Genomic DNA, 24,684 nt, shown 5'->3' on the forward strand with positions numbered 1-24,684 from the left:
CCGTTCAAGTATGGTCGCGCGCCACCGCCACCATGGCGTCGGCGATGGCCGTCACCTCCGCATCGGTGCAGATGAACGGCGGCATCGCGTACACCAGACGGCCGAACGGCCGCAGCCACACTCCCGCGTCGACGGCCGCTGCCGTGGCCCGGGCCATGTCCACCGGACGGTGCATCTCGACCACGCCGATGCCGCCGAGAACGCGAACGCCGGCGACTCCGGGCAGGGACCGGGCCGGCGCGAGGCCGTCGGACAACCCCGATGCCAGGGCGGCGACCTCGGTACGCCAGTCGCGCGAGAGCAACAGTTCCACCGAGGCCACCGCGATCGCGCAGGCCAGTGGATTCCCCATGAACGTCGGCCCGTGCATCAGGCCTCCGGCCTCGCCGCCCGAGACCGTTTCGGCCACCTCGGTGGTGCACAGCGTGGCCGCCAGGGTCAGATATCCGCCGGTCAATGCCTTGCCGATGCACATGATGTCGGGCGCGACACCTGCGTGATCGGCTGCGAACAACTCCCCGGTTCGACCGAAGCCGGTTGCGATCTCGTCGAAGATCAGCAGGACGCCGTACTCGTCGGCCAAGCGGCGTAGTTCCAGCAGGTAGCGCGCGTCGTGGAACCGCATCCCGCCGGCACCCTGCACGATCGGCTCGACGATGATCGCCGCCAGTTCGCTCGCGTGTTCGCTCAGTACCCGCTCGAATTCGGCCACGTAGCCGGCGTCGAACTCCGCGGGCGGAGCCGGAGCGAACACCTGCTTCGCCAGCACATCGGTCCACAGCGTGTGCATCCCGCCGTCCGGGTCGCACACGCTCATCGGAGCGAACGTGTCTCCGTGGTATCCGCCGCGCCAGGTCAACAGCCGGGTGCGACCGTTCTCGCCGCGCCCACGCCAGTACTGCAGCGCCATCTTCACCGCGACCTCCACCGAGACCGATCCGGAATCGGCGAGGAACACCTTGTCGAGCCCTGCGGGGGTGATGTCGACCAACAACTCGGCCAACCTGGCCGCCGGAGCGTGCGTCAGTCCGCCGAACATGACGTGGCTCATCCGGCCCAGCTGATCGTGCGCGGCGGCGTCGAGCACCGGGTGGCGGTAGCCGTGCACCGCCGCCCACCACGAGCTCATGCCGTCGATGAGTTGCCTGCCGTCGGCCAACGTCAGCCGCACTCCCGACGCACTGTCGACCACCAATGGCGTCGTAGTCGCCGGAAACCGGCTGTAGGGGTGCCAGAGGTGATCGGAGTCGATTCGACGGACGTCTTCGGAAGTCAGCACGCCAGAGCACACTGCCACAGCGCCCGACCGGCCGTCCCGAGACTGGAGGGGTGGCGAAATGTCCGAATCCATTAGCATCGCAGCATGACGACGCGCACCGTGACGAGACTCGTAGGGGTGGTCGTGGCCGCAACTCTGACCCTTACCGCCTGCGGGGGCACGTCCGCAGCGCCCGCGCCCACCACGACCGCTCCGGACTTCGCCGTCGACACCTCCACCCCCGTCGGCGCACTCAACGACCGCATCCTGCGGTGGATCAACGCCGAGGAGGCACCCGACCCCGCCGAGGTCGACGCCGTCACCGGCCCCGAGCTGGCCGAGGCCGTCGCACCGCTGGGTGGGCTCGCCGGACCACTCGAACAGTTGCGCGCCGGTGCGCCGAACGTGGCCACGGGCTTCGAGCCCGGACCGAACTCCGGCGTCCTGCGCTTCACCACCGCGGGCATCCCGGCCACGATCACGACGTCGATCGGTGCGGACGGCAAGCTCGACGGCTTCCTGGCCCGGCCGGACACTCCTACGATCTCATCGTTCGACGATCTCGACGAGGCACTGTCGAAGGTGGCTCCGAACTACTCCTACAGCGCGTCACGGCTCAACGGCGATGACTGCGAGTCGATCTACTCCGCCAATGCGGACTCGGTGCTTCCCCTCGGATCGGTGTTCAAGCTGTACGTCCTCGGCGCGCTCACCGACGAGATCGAGGCAGGCACCGTCCGCTGGGACGAGCAGCTCACCGTTCGTGATGCCACCAAGAGCGCGCCATCCGGCGAACTGCAGAATCTGCCCGACGGCACGACGGTGTCGGTCCGCGACGCGGCCGAGAAGATGATCTCGTTGTCCGACAACACCGCAACGGATCTGTTGATGGATCACCTCGGCCGCGAGCGGGTCGAACGCCAGCTGTCCATCATGGGCCATCACGATCCGTCGGTGATGACACCGATGATGGACACTCGGCAGTTCTTCGTCATCGGATTCGGGGATCCCGACATGCGTGCCGAGTGGGCCGAGGCCGACCCCGATACCCGGGCCGAGCTGCTCGAGCAGGCGGACGCGAGGCCGCTCGAGATCGACTTCGAAAACTTCCTGGACAACCCGGCGTCGGCCGACGGGGTCGAGTGGTTCGCCAACGCGCAGGACGTCTGTGCCGCGATGGGTTACCTGGCGACGAGCGATTCGGCCGAGGAGAACCGTCGCATCCTGGCGATCACCCCGGGTGTGCAGCTCGACCCGGCACTGTGGCCGTACTCGGGGTTCAAGGGCGGCAGCGCGCCTGGCGATCTGGCGGGCGCGTTCCTGGCCACCGATGCCTCCGGTCAGGACTGGATCGTGACCGAGCAGTTCCGGGCCGACGGCGCGATCGATCTGATCCCGTCCAGCTACGCGTTTCTCGTTGCCCAGCAGGCTTTCGCGCTGATGAAGTGAGTGGGATTTGTAACATCGGTGTTACTGCTGCATTACACTCACGGTCGTGGAGGCACAACACGAACCAGCCCGGTACGCGTGGCCGGAGGGCTTCAAGGAGTTCCTGGTCGGTGAGTTCACCGACTTCAGTCCCCTGGTGAACAGGGCTCTCGAGGACAACTGTGCGGCTCTGTTCCACGACGGTCCGTACGCGAAATCGGGCTTCTGGCGGACCTGCCGGGCAGTGTTCCGAGAATTCGTCTGGCCGGTCTGACTTTCCGGCCTTCACGGGCCGCCACAAAAGGTTACCGTCGAGTATGGCAACCACAACGGATCACCTTCGGAACACTCTGGACGGCCGCTGGCGAGATGTGAAGAACCAGGCGCGTCAGCAACTTGCACGCGACGAGTTCCGTCCGCACTACACCCCGAACACCGTCATCGCCCGCACCAAGGCAATGGAGCAGCTCAAGTTGCTCGCCGCGGCCGGTGCAGCCGACAACGGCTTCAAGAAGGAACACGGCGGCACCGGCGACGTCGGCGCAGCGGTGACGATGATCGAGATGCTCGCGATGAGTGATCTCTCGCTGATGGTCAAGGCCGGCGTCCAGTGGGGGCTGTTCGGGGGTGCCATCGAGAATCTCGGCACCGAACGACACCACGAGGCCTACGTCCCCAAGATCATCGGTCTCGATCTGCTCGGCTGCTTCGCCATGACCGAGACCGGACACGGCAGCGACGTGCAGTCGCTCGAGACCACGGCCACGTACGACCCGAAGACGGACGAGTTCGTCATCAACTCCCCGACGCCGTCCTCGCGTAAGGACTACATCGGCGGTGCTGCCGAAACCGCGACCGTCGCCGCCGTGTTCGCCCAGCTCATCACGGCAGGCCCGGGCGAGGAGCCCGAAGGTCACGGCGTGCACTGCTTCTTCGTTCCGCTCCGCGACGAGAACGGTGACGATCTGCCCGGTGTCACCACCTCGGACTGTCAGTACAAGGGTGGTCTGCCCGGAGTCGACAACGGCCGCCTCATGTTCGATCACGTCCGCATCCCGCGAGAGAATCTGCTCAACAAGTACGCCGACGTGTCCGACGACGGTACGTACTCCTCCCCCATCGAGAACAAGTCTCGACGGTTCTTCACGATGCTCGGCACGTTGATCCGCGGTCGCGTCACGGTCGGCGGCAGTGCCGCTGCGGCGGCCCGCGTCGCTCTCGACATCGCCACGCGATACGCGTTGCAGCGCAGGCAGTTCGCCGCGCCCGATTCCGATCAGGAGGTCCTGATCATGGACTACCTGGTGCATCAGCGTCGACTGTTCCCGCTCATCGCGAAGTCCTACGCCCTGCAGTTCGCACAGAACGAGCTCGTGTCGAAGATGCACGAGCTGCAGACTGCAGACAACCCTGACGCCGAGGAGCAGCGCGAACTCGAGTCCAGGGCGGCGGGTCTCAAGGCCGCGAACACCTGGCATGCGACCGCCGCGATTCAGGAAGCCCGCGAAGCATGTGGCGGCGCAGGGTATCTCGCCGAGAACCGGCTGATATCGCTCAAGGCCGACACGGATGTGTTCACCACGTTCGAGGGCGACAATCATGTGCTGACGCAGCTGGTCGCCAAGGAGCTGCTCACCGCGTACGCCGACGACGTCAAGTCCATGAGTCCGGTCGAGTGGGTCAAGTTCGCCGCCGACATGGTGGGCGACCGCGTCGTCAAACGCACTGCGGCCCAAGCGATCATGCAGACCATCCTCGATCGGCGTCAGGACAACGAGGAAGAGGGCTCGCTGTTCAACCGCGGCACCCAGGTCAAGATGTTCGAAGATCGTGAGGAGTACCTGCTCTCCACCGTCGCCCGCCGGCTGCAGTCCAAGTCCAAGGAGACAAGCCCGTTCGAGGCGTTCAACGCGGTGCAGGATCACGTTCTGCATGCCGCGAGCGCACACATCGATCGGATCATCTTCGAGGCATTCATCGCCGGCATCGAATCCTGCGAGGACCCCACCACCAAGGATCTGCTCGACGAGGTCTGCGACCTCTACGCGTTGTCGGTGATCGAGGCGGACAAGGCGTGGTACATCGAGCACCGCTACCTGTCCACCGAGCGATCCAAGGCGGTCACCCGTGCCATCAACGAGCGGTGCCGCACACTGCGTCCGCACGCCGAACTGCTCGTCGACGGCTTCGGAATACCCGACGCGTTGGTCGGTGCCGCGATGCTCGGTGAGCCGGGTGCGGGAACCGAGGAAGAACCGGCCGCGAACCCCAGCCACGCGCACTGACGCGTAGCGGGGTTCAGCTGGGAACTATCGCGAAAACCCGGCAGGGACCGCCGGTCGCGCCCGCGTGCTTCGGTGCGCCGACGACGACCGTCGCCCCTGCCGGGGGCACCGCATCCAGATTCGCCAGTGCCTCGACTCCGTATCGACCTGCCCCGAGAACCGCTGTGTGCGCCGGGTATTCGCGGTCGTTCATCCGGTCGAGGCTCAGTGTGTCGACCCCGATTCCGACGATGTTGCGCTCGCGCACCAGCATCTGCGCCGCGCCACCGCCGAAGCCGGGTGCCGCTCGCTCGGCCAACCTGTTCTGCCACCGGCTGTGCATCACCACCAAGGCGCGGTCGGGTATTCGGCCGTGCTCGCGCTCCCACTGCGCGATGTCCTCGGTCCTCACCACGGCCTCGGGGTCCGACGCGGCCCGTGCCGAGATGTCCACCACCACCAGCGGGGCGATCAAATCCTCCAGGGGCAGGGTGTCGGCCGTCGCGCCGCCGCGAATGCGGTGCGCCGGGGCATCGATGTGCGTGCCCGTGTGCTCCCAGTACGAGAGCTTGTTCACCAGGAAGCCGCCCAACTCGTAGGCGGCGACCGGCCGCATCGCAAACGGTTCGCTGCCCGGCCACACCGGGAACGTCGGGCTCAGGGTGTGGGTCAGGTCGATCAGTCGGCCGGCCGGAAGCGCCGACGCCACGACGGGTTCGGCGCGCACCGCTCCGGCCGTCGCAACGGTCAACGCGGCGGCCCCCAACGACCCGAACAGCGCCCTACGTCCGATTCTGCGGTGAACCGTCTCGAGGACCTCGGGGCCGCACATCAGTCGGCAGCGGGGGTGACGAGCAGAACCTTGTCGTCCGATCCGTTGTCGGTGGTCAGCAGGAATGCGCCGTCGTCGCCGAAGCTGGTGAGCGAGCGCAGTCGACCGTACGTACCCACCAGGGCGTCGGCCTCGTCGACGTACTCCGTGCCGTCCTCGGAGAGCTTGAGAAACAGGAGCTTCTCGTCCTGTTGACTCGATATCACCGCGGCCCCGTTCCAGGAACCCCATCCCGGTCCGTTCGCAAAGGTCAGACCGGGCGTCGCAATGGCGGGGCTACCCGAGCTCCACACCGCAGCGAGCGCTCCGGGCACGCGGGTGGGATCGGTCATCGGTACCGACTCGTCGTAGATGAACGGGAGTCGATCGGGACGGTATCCGTAGTTGCCGCCGGGCACCAGCAGGTTCAGCTCGTCGTCTCGGGAGGTGCCCTGCTCCACCTCGTAGATCTGACCGGTGCCGGGCCGAATCGCCAACCCCTGTACGTTCCGATGCCCCAGGGTGAAGATGCGATCCGGTGAACCCGCCGCGGCGGAACCGTCGGCGTTGATGTGCAGAACCTTGCCGCCCAACGAGTTCCGATCCTGAGGAACCGTCGGCGACGCCGTGTCTCCGGTGCCGACGTACAGGGTGCCGTCGGGGTGAGCCAGAATTCGGCAGCCACCGTGGCGACCGCCGTCTGCGACGGGAATATCGTCGACGAGGGTGCCGGTGCGCGTCAGAGCCGTCCACCCCGGGTCCACGGTCCACGAGAGCACGGCGATGTGGTTGTCGCTGCCACCGCCCGCACTTCCGGTTCCGGCGCTACCGGTGCCGCCACCGCCGCCCTGAACGCCCTGGCACGTGTAGATCGTTCTGGAGGCGGCGAAATCCGTCGCGAGAGCGATGCCCATGAGGCCCGTCTCGCCGGACGCGTACAGGTCGTCGAGGTCCGCGGCGAGCTCGCGGGTGGCACCGCCGACGTCGCGGATCACGAACCGCCCCGAGCGCTCTCCCGTCAGAACCGTTCCGTCCGGCGCGACCACTGCATCCCACGGCTTCGCGAGTCCGTCGAGCACGGTGGTGACCGTCAGATCGGGGAGCGGATCGGCCTGCGCCGTCGCGGTAGTCGTACCGGCAAGCGTCAGGAAGACGCTGGCAGCTATTACTCCGGAACTGGACACCAGCTTGTTCATCCACACTCCTGACGACGATCCGCGACCGGCCCGATATGACCGGTATCACATGATCTTAAACACACTCTTCAGGCGGCTCGCCGACTCACGACGCAATTCGTTGCCCGGGGTTCAGCCGACCTCGGGCGTGACGAGCAGTACCTGATCGTCGGATCCGTTGTCGGTGGTGAGCAGGAAGCCGCCGTCGCTTCCGAAGGGGGTGAGCGAACGCAGCCTGCCGTAGGTGCCTTCCAGCGCCTCCGCCTCCGCGACGTACTCGGTTCCGTCCTCCGACAAAGCCAGGAAGACGAGCTTCTCGCCCTGCTGACTCGAGATCACCGCGGCACCGTTCCAGGACCCCCACTGCTCCCCGTCGGCGAACGTGACGTCGGGGGTGGCGATGGTCGGATCACCCGAACTCCACACTGCGGGCAGGGCACCGGGAACCCGATCGGGGTCGGTCATGGGAACCGACTCGTCGTAGACCGACGACCGTCGATCGGGGCGATAGCCGTAGTTGCCGCCCGGCACCAACAGGTTCAGCTCGTCGTCGCGGCTCGTCCCCTGCTCGACCTCGAAGATCTGATCGGTTCCGGGACGGATCGCCAGTCCCTGCACATTGCGATGACCGAGAGTGAAGATGCGATCCGGTGCATCAGCTGCGGCGGTGCCGTCTGCGTTGACGTGTAACACCTTGCCGCCCAGCGAGTTTCGATCCTGAGGAACACTGGGGCTGGCAGTGTCCCCGGTGCCGATGTACAGCGTGCCGTCGGGATGAGCCAGAATTCGGCAGCCACCGTGACGCCCGCCGTCTGCGACGGGAATGTCGTCGACGAGGGTTCCGGTGCGCGTCAGAGCCGTCCACTCCGGGTCCACGGTCCACGACATCACGCCGATGTTGTTACCTGCGTCGCCGCGCACACCCTGACAGGTGTAGATCGTTCGCGACGCGGCGAAATCGGTAGCCAGTGCGATTCCCATGAGTCCGGTCTCACCGGCGGCGTAGAGGTCGTCGAGGTCCGCGTTCAGTTCGCGCTGGACTCCCGCGGAGTCGCGGATGACGAACCGGCCGGAGCGCTCTCCGGTCAGCACCGTGCCATCGGGAGCGACCACCACGTCCCACGGTTTGTCGAGGCCGTCGAGCACGGTGGTGACCGACAGGTTCGGCAGCGGTTCGGTAGGTGCGGCCGAGGAGGGAGCAGAGTCGGAAACAGAGCCCTGCGACGACGAGGTCGCGGACGACTCGGTGGGCTCTGCGCCCCCGCCCTCTTCGGTGGCGTCCGCCGAACAGGCCGCTACCAGGGCGACGCTCATGGCGATGACCGCTGCGCCGGTGACCGGTTTCTTCACGAGCGCTCCTGACGAATTTCGGTGAGTCCCATTTTTCCGTTATTACCGTTTTCGCGACTTCCGAACCACCGACCGAGCGGGGTCGTGTTCAGGACACCAGTCGATACCCGGCTTCGGCGACAGCGGCGTCCACCGTCGCGGTATCGAGCGCCGAATCACTGCTCACCACGACCGCACCGGAATCCACATCGACGTCGACGCCGGTGACTCCCGAGATCTCCGATACTTCTTCTCTCACCGACGCTGCGCAATGCCCGCACGTCATGCCCTCGACCGAATATGTCGTCTGCATCTGGCTTTTCTCCTCTTCCGTCAGGAACGAACCAGGCGCGCGATGGCCTCGGAGGCCTCTTTCACTTTCGCGTCCGCCTCGGGTCCGCCGTGTTTCGCGGCCTCCACGACGCATCCCGCGAGGTGGGCGTCGAGCAGCTTCAACGAGACCGACTGCAGCGCCTTGGTCACCGCGGACACCTGGGTGAGGACGTCGATGCAATAGCGGTCGTCTGCGACCATTCTCGATATCCCGGCCACTTGACCCTCGATACGACGCAATCGCTTCAGCAGATCGTCCTGCTCGGCACTGTAGCTGCTCATAGCGCCCACCATACCCCTACCCGGTAGGGGGTGCACCTGTCGACAGGAGTCGACGCACGCCGTCGACCATGAGCAGTAGGGCCACGGTGACGACCAGGGCGGCGAGCGCGATCCAGGACCCCGAGTAGAACGTTCCCGAATACGCCGGGGACACATCGGGAACCGCGGGAAACTCGGTGGTGCGCACCCCGGCGTTCCAGCACGCCACAGCTCCGATCACCGCGAGCAGAGCCAGCACCAGCTCCGCCCACCCGAGTGACTTCGTCACAGGTACTCCCGCTTCGCGGTTTCCAGCGCCGCACGCAACCCGTCGTCGTCCTTCGCCCACGCCTGCACCAGTCCGCCGCCCACCAGACGCAGGCCGATGCCGTGTCGCTTGCGCGGGACACCCGACAGCTCCCCGAGTACGCGCGCGGTCTCCCACCTCTTCGGCTCGTATTCACCGTCGGCGTACTCGGCCGGGGGCAGTATGTCGTCTATCTCGACCAGGTCGACGGTCTCGGTTCCCTGACGCAGCCGTCGCGTGGTGAGTTCGACGCTGACGTGCATCCGCGCGGCGCGGAGCTGGACGTACGTGAGACCGACGAGGATCAGCGAGAACAGCGCGAGGGCGAACCAGTGGATCACCGGTCCGGATGCGAGTTCGACCGCGAGCACCACCAGGCAGAACACCGGTCCCCACGCCAGCATGCGCCATCGCCCACCGGGCTCGTGGAAGAGCACGGGGTCGTCGGTGGGGGTCTCGCTACTCATCTCACTGCTCACGGACGAACCACTCCCGCGCCGACGGCCGGTAGACCAGAACTGCTGCGACCACCAACGCGACGGTGATCACCAGCAGCACGAACGGAAACACCAGCGCGGCGAACGTCAGCAGCAGCGCAACGGCTCCGGACAGCGCTACCAGGGCGCGTCGGAACCTGCGGTCGCCGCCGCGGACCGGGCCCGACATCAGACCGACGGCCAGCCCGACCACACCGAAGATCACGCCGAGGCCACGAAAGACCGTCAGGAAGGAATCGATCTGCTCGTCCGTCGCACCGCCGGTGGTGAACGATGCGCGGATCTGGTCGGCGGGAAGCGTCAGGGCGATCATGCACACGACGATGAGCAGCACCGCCGAGGCCAACCACAGCCAGTAGGCGGCGGAAACCACTCGGGGCCGGGCGATCGGTGCGTCGGTGTCTGCGCTCACGCCAGACATCCTGCCACCGCGGGCGAGCTGCGCGTTCGGCCGGCAGAGATTCTTTCGCCGACGCGGCGCTCAGCCTGCAGAAATTCCCAGCGCCATGATCGCGATGGCGGCCGAGACGGCGAGCAGCAACCCGAGCAGGGCCCAGCCGGGGCGACCGCTCTCGGCGGGACAGGGCTCGCGATCGACGGCCGGTGCTGCGGTCGGCTGCGTGATACTCGCTGCTGCAGGGGTGTGCTCTGCCATGTCGGTTCCGATCACTCGAGAAGATATCGAGAGTGATGCTAGTCACACAGCTGGTGCCGCAGCCTCGAACACGCCCGAAACTAGCGTTTTCCCGAAGCGACGAAGTATTCGTTGGATTCCCGACGGTGCATCAGGTAGATCGCCCCGGCGGCCAACACTCCCTGGCCGATGCCGAGCACACTCATCACGATGTTCATCGCGCCTGCGCTCGACGCAATGGCGAACAGTTCGAGGATCATGGTGAACACGGTGAACGATCCGATGATGGTGAGCAGCATGCGCGCCCACATCTTGCCCGCGCGCATCCGCTTGACCCAGAACAGGAACAACGCTCCGAAACCGAGTACGACGAACACCGTGACGACGAGCATCACCGTCACCATCGACTGCGTGGACTCCACCGTCATGTCGGCGGCCGCGTCCTGCGCTGCGAGGTCGTCGAGCAGGGACTGCGCGAATTCCTCGCGCGCCCCGAACAGCGTCCACACCGAGAACAGCGCCGAGAGCGCCCCGATCAGCGCCACTCCCCACCACAGGTGGCGTGCGGTCTCGACGTCGACGGGGGCCGGACGTGGGGTCGGCTCGAGGTCCGGTCCTGACTGCGGGAACCCGTGCTCCATCTCCCAGCGCTGCCAATCCGGCTGCGGCGGTGGGTTGCCCGGCGTGTTGCTGTCGGGGTTGTTGCCGTCCGGGTTGTTGTTCGGAGGAAATTCGTTCACAACCAGCCCGCCACTTCGGTAGCCCAATAGGTCAGTACGACATCGGCACCGGCGCGCCGGATACCGACGAGCGATTCCAGTACCGCTGCGTCGCGGTCGATCCACCCGTTCTGAGCGGCGGCGGTGATCATGGCATATTCCCCGGAGATCTGATAAGCCGCAACCGGAACCGGTGACATCTCGGCGACGTCGCGAAGAATATCGAGATACGACATCGCCGGCTTGACCATCACCATGTCGGCACCCTCGGCGAGATCGAGCTCCACCTCGTGGGTGGCCTCGCGGCGGTTCGCTGCGTCCTGTTGATACGTCCGGCGATCACCCTGCAACGAGGACCCCACTGCTTCGCGGAACGGGCCGTAGAAGGCCGACGCGTATTTCGCCGAGTACGCCAGCTGACCGACCTCGACGTGGCCGGCAGCGTCGAGTCCGGCGCGGATGGCTCCGACCTGACCGTCCATCATTCCGCTCGGTCCGAGCAGGTGCGCACCCGATTCCGCCTGCGCGACGGCCATGTCCACGTAGCGCAGCAGGGTGGCGTCGTTGTCGATGGAACCGTTCTCCCCCAGGACTCCGCAGTGCCCGTGCGAGGTGAACTCGTCCAGGCAGGTATCGGCCATGATGACCGTCGAATCCCCGAGGTCGGCCTTCAGCCGCGCCAGCCCCCGATTGAGAATTCCGTCCGGGTCGGTTGCACCCGAGCCGGTCTCGTCCTTGTCCTCGGGCCTCGGTACTCCGAACAGCATGACGCCGCCGACGCCTGCCGTAACGGCTTCGGCGGCCGCAGCGCTCAGCGAATCCAACGTGTGTTGGTACACCCCGGGCATCGAGCTGATCGCCCGAGGCTCGGTGATGCCGTCGGCCACGAACATCGGCAGCACCAGATGCCGTGCCTCGAGCGATGTCTCGGCCACGAGCCGACGCAGTGCCGGGGTACGGCGCAGGCGTCGGGGACGGTCGGTGGGGAACAAGCGAACTCCTTACGGACCGGGTGTGCCGATCGTGAGATCCGCAGCCGAGTTACCGGCGGCGCGACTTCTTGCGCGGTGGGGGCAGTGCGCCCTCGGCCCGCAGGCGAGCCGCGTGCTCGGCGAGAGCCTCGACCAGCGGTCCGACCTGTGCCGATTCGGGCTGCACGTCCACGCGCAGACCGAACTCGACGGCCGTCTCGGCGGTCTTGGGGCCGATGCACGCCACCAGTGTGCGCGCGTGCGGCTTGCCGGCGATGCCGACCAGGTTCCGGACGGTGGAACTCGACGTGAAGCACACTGCGTCGAACCCGCCGGTCTTGATCATCTCGCGGGTCTCGGCGGGGGGCGGTGCTGCCCGGACGGTGCGGTACGCGGTGACGTCGTCGATCTCCCAGCCCCGCTCGCGCAGGCCCTCGGCGAGAGTCTCGGTGGCGATGTCGGCGCGCGGCAGAAGAACTCGGTTGACCGGATCGAAGACCTCGTCGTACGGCGGGAAGTCCTCGAGCAGTCCGAGCGAGCTCTGCTCACCCGACGGCACCAGTTCGGGGTTGATGCCGAACGAACGCACCTTCGCCGCGGTTGCCTCGCCGACACAGGCGATCTTGACACCGGAGAACGCACGAGCGTCCAGACCGAACTCCTCGAACTTCTCCCACACGGCGCGAACGGCGTTGGTGGAGGTGAAGACGACCCACTGGTAGCGGCCGTCGACCAGGCCCTTGACGGACCGTTCCATCTGGGCCGGGCTGCGCGGGGGCTCGACGGCAATGGTCGGGACCTCGATGGGGATGGCTCCGTGGGTGACGAGTCGATCGCTCATCTCCCCTGCCTGATCCTTGGTGCGCGGCACCAGCACGGTCCAGCCGTACAGTGCGCGAGATTCCCACCAGGACATCTTGTTTCGGCCCGAGACGACCTTGCCGACGGTGACGACGAGCGATCCGACGAGCTCGGATCCGGCGTCGTTGAGGGTGGCGAGGGTGGCCTCGACGGTGCGCTGCTGACGGGTGGTGCCGCGGACGGTGATGGCCGCAGGCGTCTGCGGTGCCAGACCGTGTTCGACGAGGGCACTGGCGGTTTCGGCCAGGTGGCCCGATGTTGCGTGCAGTACCAGCGGGCCCGGAGCAGCAGCGAGTGCTGCCCAGTCGACCTCGCCCCGGACGTCGGCCTCGGTGTGACCCGAGCCGAGGGCCATTCCTGCGTAGCTGGGGACGGCCGATCCCGACGGCAGGCCGGGGAGCACCTCGAACGGCACGTGCGTGCGAGCGACGGCGCTGACCTCGGCGATCACCGAGTCGGTCGTGAGCGGATCACCGGAGACCAGGCGAACCACGTCGTGGCCGTTCTTGGCTTCGGCGAGAAGGGTTTTGGCGACCTCGGCCGGTTCGCCGAGTGCCGGACGAACCTCGACACCGTTCTCGCCCGTCTCCGGGTCACGCGGAACGTCGGCACCGACCAGGGCGGTGACGCCCTTGTCGACGTCGGGATCGGTGAATGCGAGCTCGGCCGCTCCGAGCACTTCCCGTGCCCGGACCGTGAGCAGAGCCGGGTCACCCGGCCCGGATCCCACGAACAGGATCCGTCCGTTGGTGTTCTTGCGGACTGGGCTCATCGGTTGTTCTCCAGTGCTGTCTTGTGTGGGTACTGCAGTTCTATCGGGGTTGCGGTGCCCCGTTTCGGAATCAGTCGAGCGGTGGCGATCGACTCTCTTCGCACCACCGGACGGGTCGCCTTGCGTTTGGCGCGTCCACGGACGGGTGCCGTTATGGCCCTAGACATGAGATCCACCCTGTACCTGAGAACCGGCCTGTGCTGGTTCGGTGACTGAAACGAGTTCGCGCGCACCGAGATCGAGCAGTTCGCGGGCCAATTCCCGGCCCAGCTCCTCGGCTCGGTCGGGTGATCCGACGATCGACGCGCGGATGGTGTCACTGCCGTCGATGGCCGCGACGCAGCCCCGCAAGGACAGTTCGTCGAAGATGCGGCCGTCCTCGTCGATGGATTCGACGACCTCTGCGATCGCGCCGACCGGAGCGGTGCAGCCGGCTTCGAGTTCGGCGAGCAGCCCGCGTTCGGCTGCCACCGCGGCGCGTGAGTGTGCGTCGTCGAGGGTGGCGATGGCGGTCGCGAGATCGGTGTCCTCGACCCGACATTCGACTGCGAGCGCACCCTGGGCGGGTGCCGGGAGCAACTGAACCGGGTCGAGTGCTTCGGTGACGACGTCGAGTCGGCCGATGCGGGACAGTCCGGCGCGGGCGACGATGACGGCGTCGAGCTCTCCCGACGCGACCTTTCCGATCCGCGTGTCGAGGTTGCCGCGCAGCGGACGGACGTCCAATCCCTGTCCGAGAGCTCGCAATTGAGCGATACGGCGCGGGGCGGACGTGCCGACCTTCGCGTCGGCAGGCAACTCACCGAGTACCAGTCCGTCACGGGCGACCAGGGCGTCGCGCGGGTCCTCGCGAGCCGGGATGGCGGCGATGGTGAACCGCTCGTCGGCCGCCGTCGGCAGATCCTTGTACGAGTGCACGGCGATGTCGACGGTGCCGTCGGCGAGCGCCTCACGCAGCGCCGCGGTGAAGACACCGACGCCGATCGTCTGTACGGGAGCAGCAGACAGGTCGCCGGCAGTCTTGACGATCACCAGTTCCGCTTCGACTCCGGCTGCCGCGAGGGCAACCCGAACGGTGTCGGCCTGAGTGGTCGCGAGAAGGCTTCCGCGAGTGCCGATCTTGACGATGCCGGTCATTCGGCACGCTCCTGACCGGTGGTTCCGCCGGGGTAGGAGTCCGAGCGCAAATCGGTGCGGCTGGCGGTGAAATCGTCCACCAGCTCCAGCGAGCCGATCTCCATCGGCGTGGCAACGGCGTCGACCGAGCCGGGGCTCAGCTCGAACAACTCGCGCAGCGCAGCGGCGTAGGAATCCCCGCCCGGTGTGCTGGCGAGCTGCTTGACGCGCACGGTGGGTGAATGCAGCAGCTTGTCCACGACGCGGCGCACGGTGCGCGCCACCTCGTCACGCTGCGGCGAGTCGAGTCCGGGCAGCCGCGATTCGAGACGCAGCAGCTCTCCCTCGACCACCTCTGCAGCACGCTGGCGCAGTGCCGTGACAGTGGGGGTGACCTCGGCAAGCCGTTGTCCGGCAAGGTATCCCGAGAGTTCACTGGAGACGATCTCGCGGGCCGCGGACGCGTCGTTCGCCGCGGCACCGGCGGCGGGATCGCGCTGCAGGGACTCCATGTCGAAGACGGTGATGCCCGGCAGACCCGACACCGCGGGTTCGACGTCGCGCGGCAGACCGAGGTCGCAGATGACCAACGGTCGATCGGAGCCGCGGCGGGCGAGCGCGAGGTGGGCGTCGGCGATGGAGACCACGGCCCCCACCGCTCCGGTACAGGTGAGGAGGATGTCGGCCTCGGCGACTGCGTCGGCCAGGTCCTCGAGAGCGACCGAGGTTGCCGTGATGCCGTTGGAGACGGCGTTCTCGGCCAGGTGGTCGGCTCGCTCGCGGGTGCGGTTGACGACGGTCAGCTCGGCTATGCCTGCGCGGCCGAGGTGGGCGACGGCGAGGCCGCCCATCGCTCCGGCACCGAGGACGACGGCTTTGCGGCCGGCGAGGGAACCGTCGAACAATTCGGCGGCGCGGTCGAGGGCGACCGAGACCACCGAGGCTCCGGCGGCGTCGATTCCGGTTTCACTGTGCACACGCTTGCCCACGCGCAGGGCCTGCTGAGCCAGTTCGTGCATCACGCGGCCCGAGGCCTGCTGCCCGTCCGACGCGGCGTAGGCCGAACGGATTTGGCCGAGAATCTGCTGCTCGCCGATGACCATCGAGTCGAGGCCACTGGCCACGGCGAAGAGGTGCTCGACGGCGGCCTCGCTGTAGCGGACGTAGGCGTGCTTGGTCAGGTCCGCGATCTCGAGCCCGGAGTGTTCGCCGAGAACTTCGCCGACGGCGGTCAGCGCGCCGTGGAAGGCGTCGACGACGGCGTAGATCTCGACGCGATTGCACGTGGACACCACCATGACCTCGGAAATGCTTCCGCTGGCCATCAGCTTGTCGGTCAGTTTCGGGCGATCGGTGTCCGTGATGGCGACACGCTCGAGGACTGCGACGGGAGCGCTACGGTGCGAAATCCCGACGAGAAGGACACTCACGGTGCAATCACCGATCCGTTTCTTGTCGAACTGTTGACTGGGCTTGGATTGCCGGCGATGCGCGGGCCGTGACTGCGGCCGAGGCGTGCCGTGGACGTGAGCGGTGAGGATGCGAGAGGGGGCGGCGATACCGGCTGCGGCCGGGGCGCGGCGACGATGGCCGGATCGGCGATATCGCTCGATCCGGAGACGTTGCGCGAGCTGTTGAAGGAGAGCACCTGCATCTCCACCGCCAGGTCCACGCGCCGCACCTCGACGTGTTCGGGTACGTCGAGGACCATCGGCGAGAAGCTCAGGATGCATTCGACGCCACCGGCGACGAGCTTCTCGGCGACGCTGTGCACGGCCTCGTCGGGGGTGGCGATGACGCCGATGGTGGCTTCGAGTTCACGGCAGGCGACGACGAGTTCGTCGACGTGCCGGACGGTGAGGCCGTCGATGTCGGTGCCGACCCGCTTCGGGTCGCTGTCGAACAGTCCGACCATCGTGAACCCGCGTCGAGCGAATCCGCCGTATCCGGCCAGCGCCTGCCCGAGGTTGCCGACTCCCGCCAGAACGACGCGGTGGCCGCGATCGAGTCCGAGTGCGCTGTCGATCTTGGCGCGGAGGCGGGCCACGTCGTAGCCGACTCCGCGTACGCCATTGGGGCCGAGAAAGGAGAGATCCTTGCGCAGTTTGGCCGATCCGACGCCTGCTGCGGTGGCCAGTTCTTCACTGGAGACGATGAGAACGCCCTCGTCTGCGAGGATCGAGAGGACCCGCAGGTACGTCGCCAGACGAGTGACCGTAGCCTGAGGGATGACCCGCTCTACGCCGCTGGGCGACGGGCGCTCTTCGGTCACGTCTGGGGCTCCTCGTCCGAACGGCGTCGATGCCGGTCTTCACGCTGATCCTGCGTTCGTGTCTATTTCACGGACGCTGTTCACACCACGGTAACTGCTTGTGAACGAATGAACAAAGTTGCGCACACCGGCCCTCACCTGCACACGCGAGAGCAATCACACGTTCTTAGGGTGCCCTGCCCGGGTGAGATCGGCCCGCAACCGCGGCACGTCTACCTCCCAGTAACTGTGTTCGATGCCGTCGAGGAGCACCACGGGCACTCGATCCCCGTACTCCGCACGCAGGTCAGGCGATTCCGCTGCCGCCTCGTCCACGTCGACGACGGTGACCGGCACGTCGAATTCCCGGCACACCTCGCTCAACACCTCGAACGCGTGAGTGCAGGAATGGCAGCCTGCGCGGGTGAGAAGAGCCACGCCGGTTTCAGTCGTCTGCATGCGTCCACTGTGACACGGCCGCGACAGAGACGAAGGTCACAGTCCGCGGTCCGATCGGGGGCCGAACGACAGGCGTGCAGTGCTGCCCTTCACACGTCGCCCGGACAACCCCGACTAGGCTTGCGGCGAGCGACTCGACTGGGAGGTGGACGGAAGTGAGTGACGGGGGAACAGACCTGCCGATCGAGAACACGCCCGATATCGACATGGTCGATACGAACGACCCGAGCGAAGACAAGCAGTTCAAGCGCCGCATCCGCAGGATTCGCAATCCGTTCGGTCCGACGGACGCCGAGGTCCGCGCCAACGTTGCAGGTCAGGCCAGTGCCGATGCGGCTCTGGCGTTGCAGATCGAGTCCGAGGGTGCCGTTCCGCGGGATCTGACTGCTGCTGCCTTCTTCGACGTGGACAACACGATGGTGCAGGGCGCGTCGATCATTCACTTCGCTCGCGGATTGGCCGCCCGCAAGTACTTCACCAGCGGCGATCTGGCCCAATTCGCTTGGCAGCAGGTCAAATTCAGGGTCAGCGGGAAAGAGAACAGCGAGGACGTGGCCAGCGGCCGCGAGAAGGCGCTCTCGTTCATCACCGGCCGTCCCACCTCGGAGCTGACCCGGCTCGGCGAGGAGATCTATGACGAGGTGATCGCCGACAAGATTTGGGCCGGTACCCGGGCTCTCGCTCAGATGCACCTCGACGCCGGGCAGCAGGTCTGGCTGGTGACGGCCACTCCCCTCGAACTGGCCCAGATCATCGCCAAGCGCCTGGGCTTGACCGGGGCCCTCGGAACCGTCGCCGAGAGCAAGGACGGGGTGTTCACCGGCCGTCTCGTCGGCGACATCCTGCACGGCATCGGCAAGGCGCACGCAGTGCGCTCGCTGGCCGTGCGTGAAGGTCTCAATCTCAAGCGCTGCACCGCGTACTCGGACAGCCACAACGACGTGCCGATGCTTTCGCTGGTCGGCACCGCCGTGGCGATCAACCCCGATACCGACCTGCGTGAGCTGGCCAAGAACCGGGGTTGGGAGATCCGCGACTACCGCACCGGACGCAAGGCCGCCAAGATCGGTGTGCCCACGGCGTTGGCCTTGGGCGCGGTCGGCGGTGGGCTGGCCGCGGTGATCGGCCGTCGTAAGGCCTGATCCATCCGGACGGCGATCAGAGCGTGAGCTGCATCAGCGTCAGGTCCAGCCACCGACCGAACTTGACGCCCACTTGCGGCATCTGTCCGACGGTGACGAACCCGAACTTCTCGTGCAGAGCGATCGAGGTGGTGTTCTCGGATTCGATGAACCCCACCAACACGTGAACGTCGCGTGCTTTCGCTCGCTCGATCAACTCGCCCAGTAGCGCACTGGCCAGCCCGCGGCGGTAGAAGTCTCGGTGGATGTACACCGAGTGTTCCACCGAATGCCGGTAGCCGCTCTTGACCCGCCACTGCCCGTACGACGCGTATCCGGCCACCCGTCCGTCGACCTCTGCGGTGAGTACCGGGTATCCAGCGGCGATCCGGCCCTCGAACCAGGCTGTGCGATCGGCGAGATCGACCTGTTCCTCGTCCCAGATGGCGGTGGTGTTGGCGACCGCATCGTTGTGGATGTCGAGAATCTCCGGTAGATCGGCAGCGGCAGTATCGCGAATATGCACTGCCACACGATAACCCGAGCGTCTAACCCAGGAAGACGTTGCGCCTCTTGGCAAGCAGTCGATACAGCGTGTGCTGAATGGTCTCGCGGACGTGGTCGGTCAACTCGAACAGCACCATCGGATCCTCGAACGCGGTGGAGTCGTACCCATCGGTGAGGATCGGTTTGCCGAACTCGATGTACCACTTGGACGGCATCGGGATCAGGCCCAGCGGGCCGAGGTGCGGGAAGAACGGCGTGACCGGAAAGTAGGGCATGCCCATCAGTCGGGCCAGTGGCGCGATGTCGCCGATCTTGGGGTAGATCTCCTCCGAGCCGACGATGGAGCACGGGATGATCGGCACACCCGTCCGCAAAGCAGCCGAGACGAATCCGCCGCGACCGAATCGCTGCAGCTTGTAGCGCTCACTGAACGGTTTGCCGATGCCCTTGAACCCCTCGGGGAACACGGCGGCGACCTCGCCGGTACGCAGCAGACGCTCGGCGTCGGGGTTGCAGGCCAGCGTGTGCCCGGCCTTGCGCGCGATCGTGCCGACGCCGGGCATCTCGAATGCCATGTCGGCGGCCAACATTCGCAGAGGGCGGTGCGCCGGGTGGTGATCGCGGACGGCGACCGACGCCATCAATGCATCGACGGGCACGACGCCCGCATGGTTGGCGACGACGAGCGCGCCGCCGTCGGACGGAATGTTCTCGATGCCCTTGACCTCGACACGGAACCACTTGTCGAAGAGCGGCCGCAGCAACGGAAGCCAGACCGCGTCGGCGAAGTGCGGGTCGTAGCCGAACTCGTCGACGCTGTAGTCACCGGCCAGCCGCCTGCGTACGAACTCGGCGACCGAGGAGATCTGGTCGACGATCGTGGACTTGGTGTCGTCGATCATCGACAGCAACGGAGTCGGGATGGACGGCGTCACGGCCGACGCCTCGGCAGGCGCCGGGTCCAGCAACGGCGTCGGCTCTCGAGGATCGGCGTAGGCGGAGGGGTGCCGCTCACGCGAGCCCGCAGCCGCTCGGGCCGAACGGCCGGTCGTGCCGCCGTGCAATGGAATCACTTTTGCCACCTCGCTCACCCGTCCCCTCCCGAACCGAGCACTGCTTCCGAACCACGCACCGGTTCCGAACTGCGCAGTGCGGCCAGTGCACGCGCCGTGGACGCGCCTGTTTCGACGGCCGAGACCAGTCGATCTTCGATGCTGTCCACCCATTCGGTTCTGATGACCGGCCGCAGCGCTGCTCCTCGGACGAAGTCGTCGAATGCCTGAACCGTAGTCCACCGCGGCTCGAAGCCCAGGACGGACCGCATGCGGGTGGTGTCGAGTCCGCAGCCGAAGTGGAAGTAGTCGAGTTGCTCGGTGGTGAACTCGCGCATCATGCCACCCATCAGGGCGCGGCCGACGCTCTTGAAGAGTGGAAACGGTACCGGCACCTGAACACGGCCGGCTCGGCGAATTGCCTGGGAGAGCATGATCGTTCCGTCGGCACCGATGTTGAACGTGCCCGCCGACCCGCCGAGAGTGGCGCGCTCGAGCGCAGCAAGGGCGTCTTCCTCGTGCAGCAACTGCATGCGTGCGTCGCGGCCGACGATGCTGGGGATCAGCGGCGAGGTCATGTAGCGCGAGATGGTGCCGTTCAGTCGTGGACCGATCAGCGGCGCCATGCGCAGGATCGACACCGCGATGTCCGATCGTCGGCGGCCGAGCCCGCGCGCGTATCCCTCGATGTCGATCGAGTCCCGCGCGTACCCACCGCTCGGGGGGCGTCGGGCACTCATCTCCTCGGTGAATTTCACCGGGTCCTTGGCGCTGCAGCCGTACACCGAGGACGACGAACGCAGGACGACCCTCTCGACGGTCGGTGACTTCTGACAGACGGCGAACAGCTGCATCGCGCCGATGACGTTGAGGTCTTTCATCGTCGCGCGGCCACCGGATTTCGGCGGCTTGGCGACGGTGGCTGCGTGCACGACGGTGTCGACGCCGGCATTGCGAATCACTTTGCCGATCAGCGGATTACGGATGTCGGCGCGGACGAATTCCGCGCGACCCATGCGGCGCACCAGATCCTTGCTCGGAGAGACCGCATCGACGGCGATGACGCGCTCGATATTCGGATTCTGGGCCAGCCTGGTGACGAGGTAGCCGCCGAGAAATCGGCTCGCTCCGGTCACGAGGACCACTCGGGGCGCAGCCGATCCACGATCGCTCGGACTCACTGCGCACCCCCAACGTCGGTTCCGCTGCAAAGCCTACTGGATCGGCAGGGGTCGGCGTGGGTGAGAAGCAAAGCCCGTTCTTCGAACAGAAGAAGCCCGCCACCGATGGTGACGGGCTTCTTCGTGAAGCAGATGACGGCAGGCTTATTTGCCGAGTTTCCTGCGCTGCACGCGGGTACGACGAAGCAGCTTGCGGTGCTTCTTCTTCGACATGCGCTTGCGACGCTTCTTGATCACTGAACCCATGCGGGTGTCCTCACGTTCTTCTCTAGCGTTTTCGCGCACGCCGTTTGCGTACGCCTACCTGACAACCAAGCCCTGGGGCTGCGGTTACCGAGCTGGCGCTGGGGCCACGTACTCGCCCACGGCTGCACACCGGCTGGCTGGCACGACGAGCGCCAATCCTACCGGTGTGAACCAGGACTTACGAAACCGGCCCCACGTGCACTACTAGCCTGCGTCGAAGTACGAGGTCTCGAGATAGTCGTGGACCGCCTTGGCGTGCACACGAAAAGATCGACCCACTCGTACAGCGGGCAATTCTCCGCCGTGCACCAGCCGGTACACGGTCATTTTCGAAACCCTCATCAGCGTCGCCACTTCGGCGACCGTGAGGAACTGCGTTCCGGCCAGAGCCGGTTGACCGTCCGGGGACGAACCCTTGGACGGCTTGTTTATAGACGCCATCAATCCACATACCTCCGGCACGTCTCATGCGGCAGGCTTCCCCTCCTGCCGAACAGACACGCACGTGCTGCCCCCGAGCCTATAGGGACAGATGGGGTTACTGCGACGGGTGTGGGGAAAAGATTTTTTATTCTGCTGTGATGCCCATCTCAGTGGATCGGGCATTTGCGGCACCGAGAGCATCGAAAAACGCTGCTCGAAGGCCCTTTCTCTCCAATTCACGCACCGCAGCGGCGGTAGTTCCGCCCGGAGAAGTCACCGCATATCGAAGCTCGCTCGCGCTCTCGTCGGAGCGATCGAGCATCGCCCCCGACCCCACCATCGTCTGAACCACGAGCGCCGACGCCACGTCGCGGCTCAATCCCAAGCCCACTCCCGCGTCGATCATGGCCTCGGCCACCAGGAAGAAATAGGCCGGACCGGAGCCGGACACGGCCGTCACGGCATCGAGCTGATTCTCCTTGACCACGACCACCTTGCCGACGGCCGAGAGGATCGAGCGCACGAGTTCGAGGTGCTCGGCGCGGGCGTACTTGCCCGGTGCCAGCACGCTGACACCCTCCCCCACCAGCATCGGGGTGTTGGGCATGACCCGAACCACTGGGAAGCCGGCGGGGAGCTTGGGCTCGAACTTGGTGGTGGGGACGCCTGCGGCCAGCGAGACGATGAGCTGTTCGCGATCGCCGTCGAGTTCGATCTTGGTGATCTCGGTCAGTGCCGCTTCGACGTCGGCCGGCTTGACCGCCAGCACGATCACGTCGGCACCCTCGGATGCGTCGCCGACCGTGGTGGTCAGTACTCCGAATTCCTTGGCGATCTCCTTGGCACGGGTCTCGGACTTCTCGGCGACCACCAGATCGCGCACTGCGTGGCCGGACTCGAGGAGTCCCGCAATCAACGCCTCGCCGATCCGTCCGCCGCCGATCACTGCAATTCTCGTCATGGACGCCAAGCCTGCCATGTCAGTTCGAGCGCGGCACCATCGCCAACTGTCTGCTCTGCACCACGACGGCACCGGTCGAATCCAGCACCACGTGGTCCTCCTCGAACCAGGTGCTGCCGATGACGGTGCTGGTCGCCGCCACGCGCAGCCACCCCGGTGCCGGACGGCGTCGCAGGTAGGTCGTCAACTGCACGGTCGGAGCCCAACCGAACATTCCGCGGTTCATGGTCACCGGAGCCGAGATGTCTCCGGTCATCAGTGCGAACAGCACTGCGGTGTCGACGTCGGCCTCGTCGCCCGCGAAGGGACGCACCCACAAGCGAATCTCCGCCTCGCCCTGCTGACCGGTCAGGAACGACGCCGACGACGCGTCGATACGCATCTCGCAGCCCTTGGCGACGTGCACGATGGACGCCATCGGATGATCGCCTGCCACCGCGAGGGTCTCCGCAGGCGGCTCGGCGGCCATCGACGCCAGCGACGTCGGCGTCTGAAGATGGGGTTCGTCGGAATCGGGACGACCGAGGGTCACCACCGCCCGCACGGCAACGCGTCCGGCCTGGGTGAGTTCGACGTCGACGTGCGAGACCTGGCGACCGCGCTTGCGCACCACCGTCGTCAGCGCGACCTCACCGGGATCGGGCGCGGCCAGGTAGCTGACGCTCACCGCGAGCGGCTGGATCTCGGTCTGATCCGGGTCGGTCGCGACGATGTGCTGACGCGCTGCTGCCGCGCAGACGGCGAGCATCGCGCCGCCGTGCACCTTCGGACCGATGGTCCAGGTGGAGTCGATCGCGCCCGCGAACGACGCGGTGTCGGCGGCGACCTCGAGCGCGGTCAGGGTGGTGGCGGCTTTGAAGGGGCTGGCTGAACTCATTGACGACAACTTACCGGCGGCCTCAGGACAGGTGTGCGCGGGCGAACTGCAGTGCTTGCCCGAGCATCGAGGAACGCTCCGGGACCGTCCGCGCATTCTGCGTGTTGATCTCGATCACCGCCTGCCCCTCGAAGCCGCGGCGCACCAGTTCGGTGCACACCTCCACGCACGGCTGGCTGCCGTGGCCGGGGATCAGATGCTCGTCGACCGATGCGCCCCGGCCGTCGGCCAGATGCAGGTGCGCGATGCCCTCGCCCATACGGTCGAGCATCTCGAGCGCGTCCGAGCCTGCGGTGGCCGTGTGCGAGAGGTCGAGGGTGTAGTGACCGTGGCCGACATCCGTCGGGTCGTACGACGGCGAGAACGCCGACAGGGCTGCGCCCGGCCCACCGCGTCGTTCGAGTCGCTGCGCGGATTTCTCCTTGCGCCCGAAGAAGCGGTCGGCACGCATCGGGAACATGTTCTCGACGGCGACCACCACGTGCGAGTTCGATTCGAGTTCGGCGACCTGATCGGCGAAGCCATCGCTGTACTTGCGCTGCCATCGGAACGGTGGGTGCACCACGACCGTCGCCGAGTCCAGCTTCTCGGCCGCCTCGACCGAACGGGCGAGTTTGGCGACCGGATCCGATCCCCACACTCGCTGCGAGATCAGCAGACACGGCGCATGGATGGCCTGCACCGGCATCGAGTACTCCCGCGACAGCGCGGCCACCGCGTCGACGTCCTGACTGACCGACTCGGCCCACACCATCAGTTCGACGCCGTCGTAACCGAGCTCCGCCGCGTAGCGGAACGCCGCCTCGGTGTTCTGCGGGTAGACCGAGGCCGTGGACAGTCCCACCTGAATTCGCTTCGCACCCATCGCTG

30 protein-coding genes are annotated in these 24,684 nt (G+C 66.6%); 4 read left to right on the forward strand and 26 right to left on the reverse strand.

What is annotated here, in order from left to right; genetic code table 11:
* Window positions 1-4: 4 nt before the first annotated feature.
* On the reverse strand, window positions 5-1,291 hold the full coding sequence (locus AB0366_RS05340; protein WP_366243781.1) for an adenosylmethionine--8-amino-7-oxononanoate transaminase: 1,287 nt from the start codon (window positions 1,289-1,291) through the stop codon (window positions 5-7).
* A 72-nt stretch (window positions 1,292-1,363) separates the two neighbouring features.
* On the opposite strand from AB0366_RS05340, the gene AB0366_RS05345 reads away from it, so the two are divergent.
* From AB0366_RS05345 to AB0366_RS05355, 3 genes are read left to right on the forward strand one after another with little or no spacing between them, the layout of a single operon-like run.
* A complete protein-coding gene (locus AB0366_RS05345; protein ID WP_121873455.1) occupies window positions 1,364-2,707 on the forward strand; it encodes a serine hydrolase in 1,344 nt (447 codons plus the stop codon).
* 46 nt (window positions 2,708-2,753) lie between these two features.
* The gene (locus AB0366_RS05350) at window positions 2,754-2,960 is read left to right on the forward strand and encodes an inositol 2-dehydrogenase (RefSeq protein WP_121873456.1); all 207 of its coding nucleotides are present in this window, start codon (window positions 2,754-2,756) and stop codon (window positions 2,958-2,960) included.
* Window positions 2,961-3,003: 43 nt separating this feature from the next.
* Window positions 3,004-4,971, forward strand: a complete 1,968-nt coding sequence (locus tag AB0366_RS05355; protein WP_366243018.1) for an acyl-CoA dehydrogenase — start codon at window positions 3,004-3,006, stop codon at window positions 4,969-4,971.
* Window positions 4,972-4,984: 13 nt separating this feature from the next.
* Here the strand turns inward: AB0366_RS05355 and AB0366_RS05360 are convergent, their stop codons facing one another.
* The 17 genes from AB0366_RS05360 to AB0366_RS05440 all read right to left on the reverse strand — a co-directional run bounded on the left by AB0366_RS05360 (window position 4,985) and on the right by AB0366_RS05440 (window position 17,446).
* On the reverse strand, window positions 4,985-5,782 hold the full coding sequence (locus tag AB0366_RS05360; RefSeq protein ID WP_366243019.1) for a cyclase family protein: 798 nt from the start codon (window positions 5,780-5,782) through the stop codon (window positions 4,985-4,987).
* Window positions 5,782-6,957 (reverse strand): PQQ-dependent sugar dehydrogenase, encoded by a 1,176-nt coding sequence (locus AB0366_RS05365; RefSeq protein ID WP_366243020.1) that lies wholly within the window; start codon window positions 6,955-6,957, stop codon window positions 5,782-5,784. Before AB0366_RS05365 ends, AB0366_RS05360 begins: the two co-directional genes overlap by 1 nt.
* 111 nt (window positions 6,958-7,068) lie before the next feature.
* A complete protein-coding gene (locus AB0366_RS05370) occupies window positions 7,069-8,286 on the reverse strand; it encodes a sorbosone dehydrogenase family protein (protein ID WP_262498463.1) in 1,218 nt (405 codons plus the stop codon).
* An 88-nt stretch (window positions 8,287-8,374) separates the two neighbouring features.
* Window positions 8,375-8,578, reverse strand: coding sequence for a heavy-metal-associated domain-containing protein (locus AB0366_RS05375; protein ID WP_149406656.1), 204 nt, complete (start codon window positions 8,576-8,578; stop codon window positions 8,375-8,377).
* 20 nt (window positions 8,579-8,598) lie between these two features.
* Window positions 8,599-8,880 carry a metal-sensitive transcriptional regulator gene (locus AB0366_RS05380; RefSeq protein ID WP_032393890.1) on the reverse strand — a complete coding sequence of 94 codons (282 nt, stop codon included), beginning with the start codon at window positions 8,878-8,880 and terminating at the stop codon, window positions 8,599-8,601.
* Window positions 8,881-8,896: 16 nt separating this feature from the next.
* Window positions 8,897-9,148, reverse strand: a complete 252-nt coding sequence (locus AB0366_RS05385; RefSeq protein WP_366243021.1) for a hypothetical protein — start codon at window positions 9,146-9,148, stop codon at window positions 8,897-8,899.
* Window positions 9,145-9,633, reverse strand: coding sequence for a hypothetical protein (locus tag AB0366_RS05390; protein WP_366243022.1), 489 nt, complete (start codon window positions 9,631-9,633; stop codon window positions 9,145-9,147). Before AB0366_RS05390 ends, AB0366_RS05385 begins: the two co-directional genes overlap by 4 nt.
* A 1-nt stretch (window position 9,634) precedes the next feature.
* Entirely contained in the window at window positions 9,635-10,075 is a 441-nt protein-coding gene (locus AB0366_RS05395; protein ID WP_082323454.1) for a hypothetical protein, read from the reverse strand.
* 69 nt (window positions 10,076-10,144) lie between these two features.
* Window positions 10,145-10,318, reverse strand: a complete 174-nt coding sequence (locus AB0366_RS05400; RefSeq protein WP_155290783.1) for a hypothetical protein — start codon at window positions 10,316-10,318, stop codon at window positions 10,145-10,147.
* 80 nt (window positions 10,319-10,398) lie between these two features.
* Complete coding sequence (locus tag AB0366_RS05405; RefSeq protein WP_366243023.1) at window positions 10,399-11,037, reverse strand: hypothetical protein; 639 nt, start codon at window positions 11,035-11,037, stop codon at window positions 10,399-10,401.
* On the reverse strand, window positions 11,034-12,008 hold the full coding sequence (hemB, locus tag AB0366_RS05410) for a porphobilinogen synthase (RefSeq protein ID WP_366243024.1): 975 nt from the start codon (window positions 12,006-12,008) through the stop codon (window positions 11,034-11,036). The genes AB0366_RS05405 and hemB overlap by 4 nt, the downstream gene beginning before the upstream one ends.
* Window positions 12,009-12,057: 49 nt before the next feature.
* Window positions 12,058-13,620 (reverse strand): bifunctional uroporphyrinogen-III C-methyltransferase/uroporphyrinogen-III synthase, encoded by a 1,563-nt coding sequence (locus tag AB0366_RS05415; RefSeq protein WP_068046447.1) that lies wholly within the window; start codon window positions 13,618-13,620, stop codon window positions 12,058-12,060.
* The gene (locus AB0366_RS05420) at window positions 13,617-13,787 is read right to left on the reverse strand and encodes a hypothetical protein (RefSeq protein WP_156516050.1); all 171 of its coding nucleotides are present in this window, start codon (window positions 13,785-13,787) and stop codon (window positions 13,617-13,619) included. Before AB0366_RS05420 ends, AB0366_RS05415 begins: the two co-directional genes overlap by 4 nt.
* Window positions 13,780-14,748 (reverse strand): hydroxymethylbilane synthase, encoded by a 969-nt coding sequence (gene hemC, locus AB0366_RS05425; protein ID WP_366243783.1) that lies wholly within the window; start codon window positions 14,746-14,748, stop codon window positions 13,780-13,782. The genes AB0366_RS05420 and hemC overlap by 8 nt, the downstream gene beginning before the upstream one ends.
* 5 nt (window positions 14,749-14,753) lie before the next feature.
* On the reverse strand, window positions 14,754-16,166 hold the full coding sequence (locus AB0366_RS05430) for a glutamyl-tRNA reductase (RefSeq protein ID WP_149406652.1): 1,413 nt from the start codon (window positions 16,164-16,166) through the stop codon (window positions 14,754-14,756).
* Window positions 16,163-17,008: a redox-sensing transcriptional repressor Rex gene (locus AB0366_RS05435; RefSeq protein ID WP_366243025.1), complete on the reverse strand. Its 846-nt coding sequence runs from the start codon at window positions 17,006-17,008 to the stop codon at window positions 16,163-16,165. Before AB0366_RS05435 ends, AB0366_RS05430 begins: the two co-directional genes overlap by 4 nt.
* A gap of 156 nt (window positions 17,009-17,164) precedes the next feature.
* Window positions 17,165-17,446 (reverse strand): glutaredoxin family protein, encoded by a 282-nt coding sequence (locus AB0366_RS05440; RefSeq protein WP_366243026.1) that lies wholly within the window; start codon window positions 17,444-17,446, stop codon window positions 17,165-17,167.
* Window positions 17,447-17,652: 206 nt separating this feature from the next.
* Here AB0366_RS05440 and AB0366_RS05445 point away from each other — a divergent pair, with 206 nt between their 5' ends.
* Window positions 17,653-18,588: an HAD-IB family hydrolase gene (locus AB0366_RS05445; RefSeq protein WP_366243785.1), complete on the forward strand. Its 936-nt coding sequence runs from the start codon at window positions 17,653-17,655 to the stop codon at window positions 18,586-18,588.
* Between the two features lie 16 nt (window positions 18,589-18,604).
* Here AB0366_RS05445 and AB0366_RS05450 read toward each other — a convergent pair whose 3' ends face one another.
* The 8 genes from AB0366_RS05450 to AB0366_RS05485 all read right to left on the reverse strand — a co-directional run bounded on the left by AB0366_RS05450 (window position 18,605) and on the right by AB0366_RS05485 (window position 24,679).
* Window positions 18,605-19,093, reverse strand: coding sequence for a GNAT family N-acetyltransferase (locus tag AB0366_RS05450; RefSeq protein WP_121873625.1), 489 nt, complete (start codon window positions 19,091-19,093; stop codon window positions 18,605-18,607).
* Window positions 19,094-19,115: 22 nt separating this feature from the next.
* Window positions 19,116-20,165, reverse strand: a complete 1,050-nt coding sequence (locus AB0366_RS05455) for a lysophospholipid acyltransferase family protein (RefSeq protein WP_121873469.1) — start codon at window positions 20,163-20,165, stop codon at window positions 19,116-19,118.
* Window positions 20,162-21,307 carry an NAD-dependent epimerase/dehydratase family protein gene (locus AB0366_RS05460; protein ID WP_366243027.1) on the reverse strand — a complete coding sequence of 382 codons (1,146 nt, stop codon included), beginning with the start codon at window positions 21,305-21,307 and terminating at the stop codon, window positions 20,162-20,164. Before AB0366_RS05460 ends, AB0366_RS05455 begins: the two co-directional genes overlap by 4 nt.
* A gap of 144 nt (window positions 21,308-21,451) precedes the next feature.
* Window positions 21,452-21,553, reverse strand: coding sequence for an AURKAIP1/COX24 domain-containing protein (locus AB0366_RS05465; protein WP_003402602.1), 102 nt, complete (start codon window positions 21,551-21,553; stop codon window positions 21,452-21,454).
* Window positions 21,554-21,757: 204 nt separating this feature from the next.
* On the reverse strand, window positions 21,758-21,994 hold the full coding sequence (locus tag AB0366_RS05470; RefSeq protein ID WP_008713658.1) for a helix-turn-helix domain-containing protein: 237 nt from the start codon (window positions 21,992-21,994) through the stop codon (window positions 21,758-21,760).
* 127 nt (window positions 21,995-22,121) lie between these two features.
* A complete protein-coding gene (gene proC, locus AB0366_RS05475; RefSeq protein ID WP_121873626.1) occupies window positions 22,122-22,937 on the reverse strand; it encodes a pyrroline-5-carboxylate reductase in 816 nt (271 codons plus the stop codon).
* Window positions 22,938-22,956: 19 nt separating this feature from the next.
* Window positions 22,957-23,814, reverse strand: a complete 858-nt coding sequence (locus AB0366_RS05480; protein WP_366243028.1) for a thioesterase family protein — start codon at window positions 23,812-23,814, stop codon at window positions 22,957-22,959.
* 22 nt (window positions 23,815-23,836) lie between these two features.
* The gene (locus tag AB0366_RS05485) at window positions 23,837-24,679 is read right to left on the reverse strand and encodes a sugar phosphate isomerase/epimerase (protein ID WP_366243029.1); all 843 of its coding nucleotides are present in this window, start codon (window positions 24,677-24,679) and stop codon (window positions 23,837-23,839) included.
* Between the last annotated feature and the right edge of the window lie 5 nt (window positions 24,680-24,684).

It is taken from the genome of Rhodococcus sp. NPDC076796, from assembly GCF_040702765.1.
In the GTDB taxonomy this organism is placed as follows: Bacteria; Actinomycetota; Actinomycetes; order Mycobacteriales; family Mycobacteriaceae; genus Rhodococcoides.

Bases quoted from the DNA above. Each gene is read 5' to 3' on its own strand.
- AB0366_RS05390 (WP_366243022.1), bottom strand. From the start codon at position 9,633: ATGAGTAGCGAGACCCCCACCGACGACCCCGTGCTCTTCCACGAGCCC.
- AB0366_RS05400 (WP_155290783.1), bottom strand. From the start codon at position 10,318: ATGGCAGAGCACACCCCTGCAGCAGCGAGTATCACGCAGCCGACCGCA.
- AB0366_RS05365 (WP_366243020.1), bottom strand. From the start codon at position 6,957: ATGAACAAGCTGGTGTCCAGTTCCGGAGTAATAGCTGCCAGCGTCTTC.
- AB0366_RS05470 (WP_008713658.1), bottom strand. From the start codon at position 21,994: ATGGCGTCTATAAACAAGCCGTCCAAGGGTTCGTCCCCGGACGGTCAA.
- AB0366_RS05360 (WP_366243019.1), bottom strand. From the start codon at position 5,782: ATGTGCGGCCCCGAGGTCCTCGAGACGGTTCACCGCAGAATCGGACGT.
- AB0366_RS05375 (WP_149406656.1), bottom strand. From the start codon at position 8,578: ATGCAGACGACATATTCGGTCGAGGGCATGACGTGCGGGCATTGCGCA.
- AB0366_RS05465 (WP_003402602.1), bottom strand. From the start codon at position 21,553: ATGGGTTCAGTGATCAAGAAGCGTCGCAAGCGCATGTCGAAGAAGAAG.
- proC (WP_121873626.1), bottom strand. From the start codon at position 22,937: ATGACGAGAATTGCAGTGATCGGCGGCGGACGGATCGGCGAGGCGTTG.
- AB0366_RS05420 (WP_156516050.1), bottom strand. From the start codon at position 13,787: ATGTCTAGGGCCATAACGGCACCCGTCCGTGGACGCGCCAAACGCAAG.
- AB0366_RS05380 (WP_032393890.1), bottom strand. From the start codon at position 8,880: ATGAGCAGCTACAGTGCCGAGCAGGACGATCTGCTGAAGCGATTGCGT.
- AB0366_RS05345 (WP_121873455.1), top strand. From the start codon at position 1,364: ATGACGACGCGCACCGTGACGAGACTCGTAGGGGTGGTCGTGGCCGCA.
- AB0366_RS05440 (WP_366243026.1), bottom strand. From the start codon at position 17,446: ATGCAGACGACTGAAACCGGCGTGGCTCTTCTCACCCGCGCAGGCTGC.
- AB0366_RS05355 (WP_366243018.1), top strand. From the start codon at position 3,004: ATGGCAACCACAACGGATCACCTTCGGAACACTCTGGACGGCCGCTGG.
- AB0366_RS05445 (WP_366243785.1), top strand. From the start codon at position 17,653: ATGGTCGATACGAACGACCCGAGCGAAGACAAGCAGTTCAAGCGCCGC.
- AB0366_RS05485 (WP_366243029.1), bottom strand. From the start codon at position 24,679: ATGGGTGCGAAGCGAATTCAGGTGGGACTGTCCACGGCCTCGGTCTAC.
- AB0366_RS05480 (WP_366243028.1), bottom strand. From the start codon at position 23,814: ATGAGTTCAGCCAGCCCCTTCAAAGCCGCCACCACCCTGACCGCGCTC.
- AB0366_RS05415 (WP_068046447.1), bottom strand. From the start codon at position 13,620: ATGAGCCCAGTCCGCAAGAACACCAACGGACGGATCCTGTTCGTGGGA.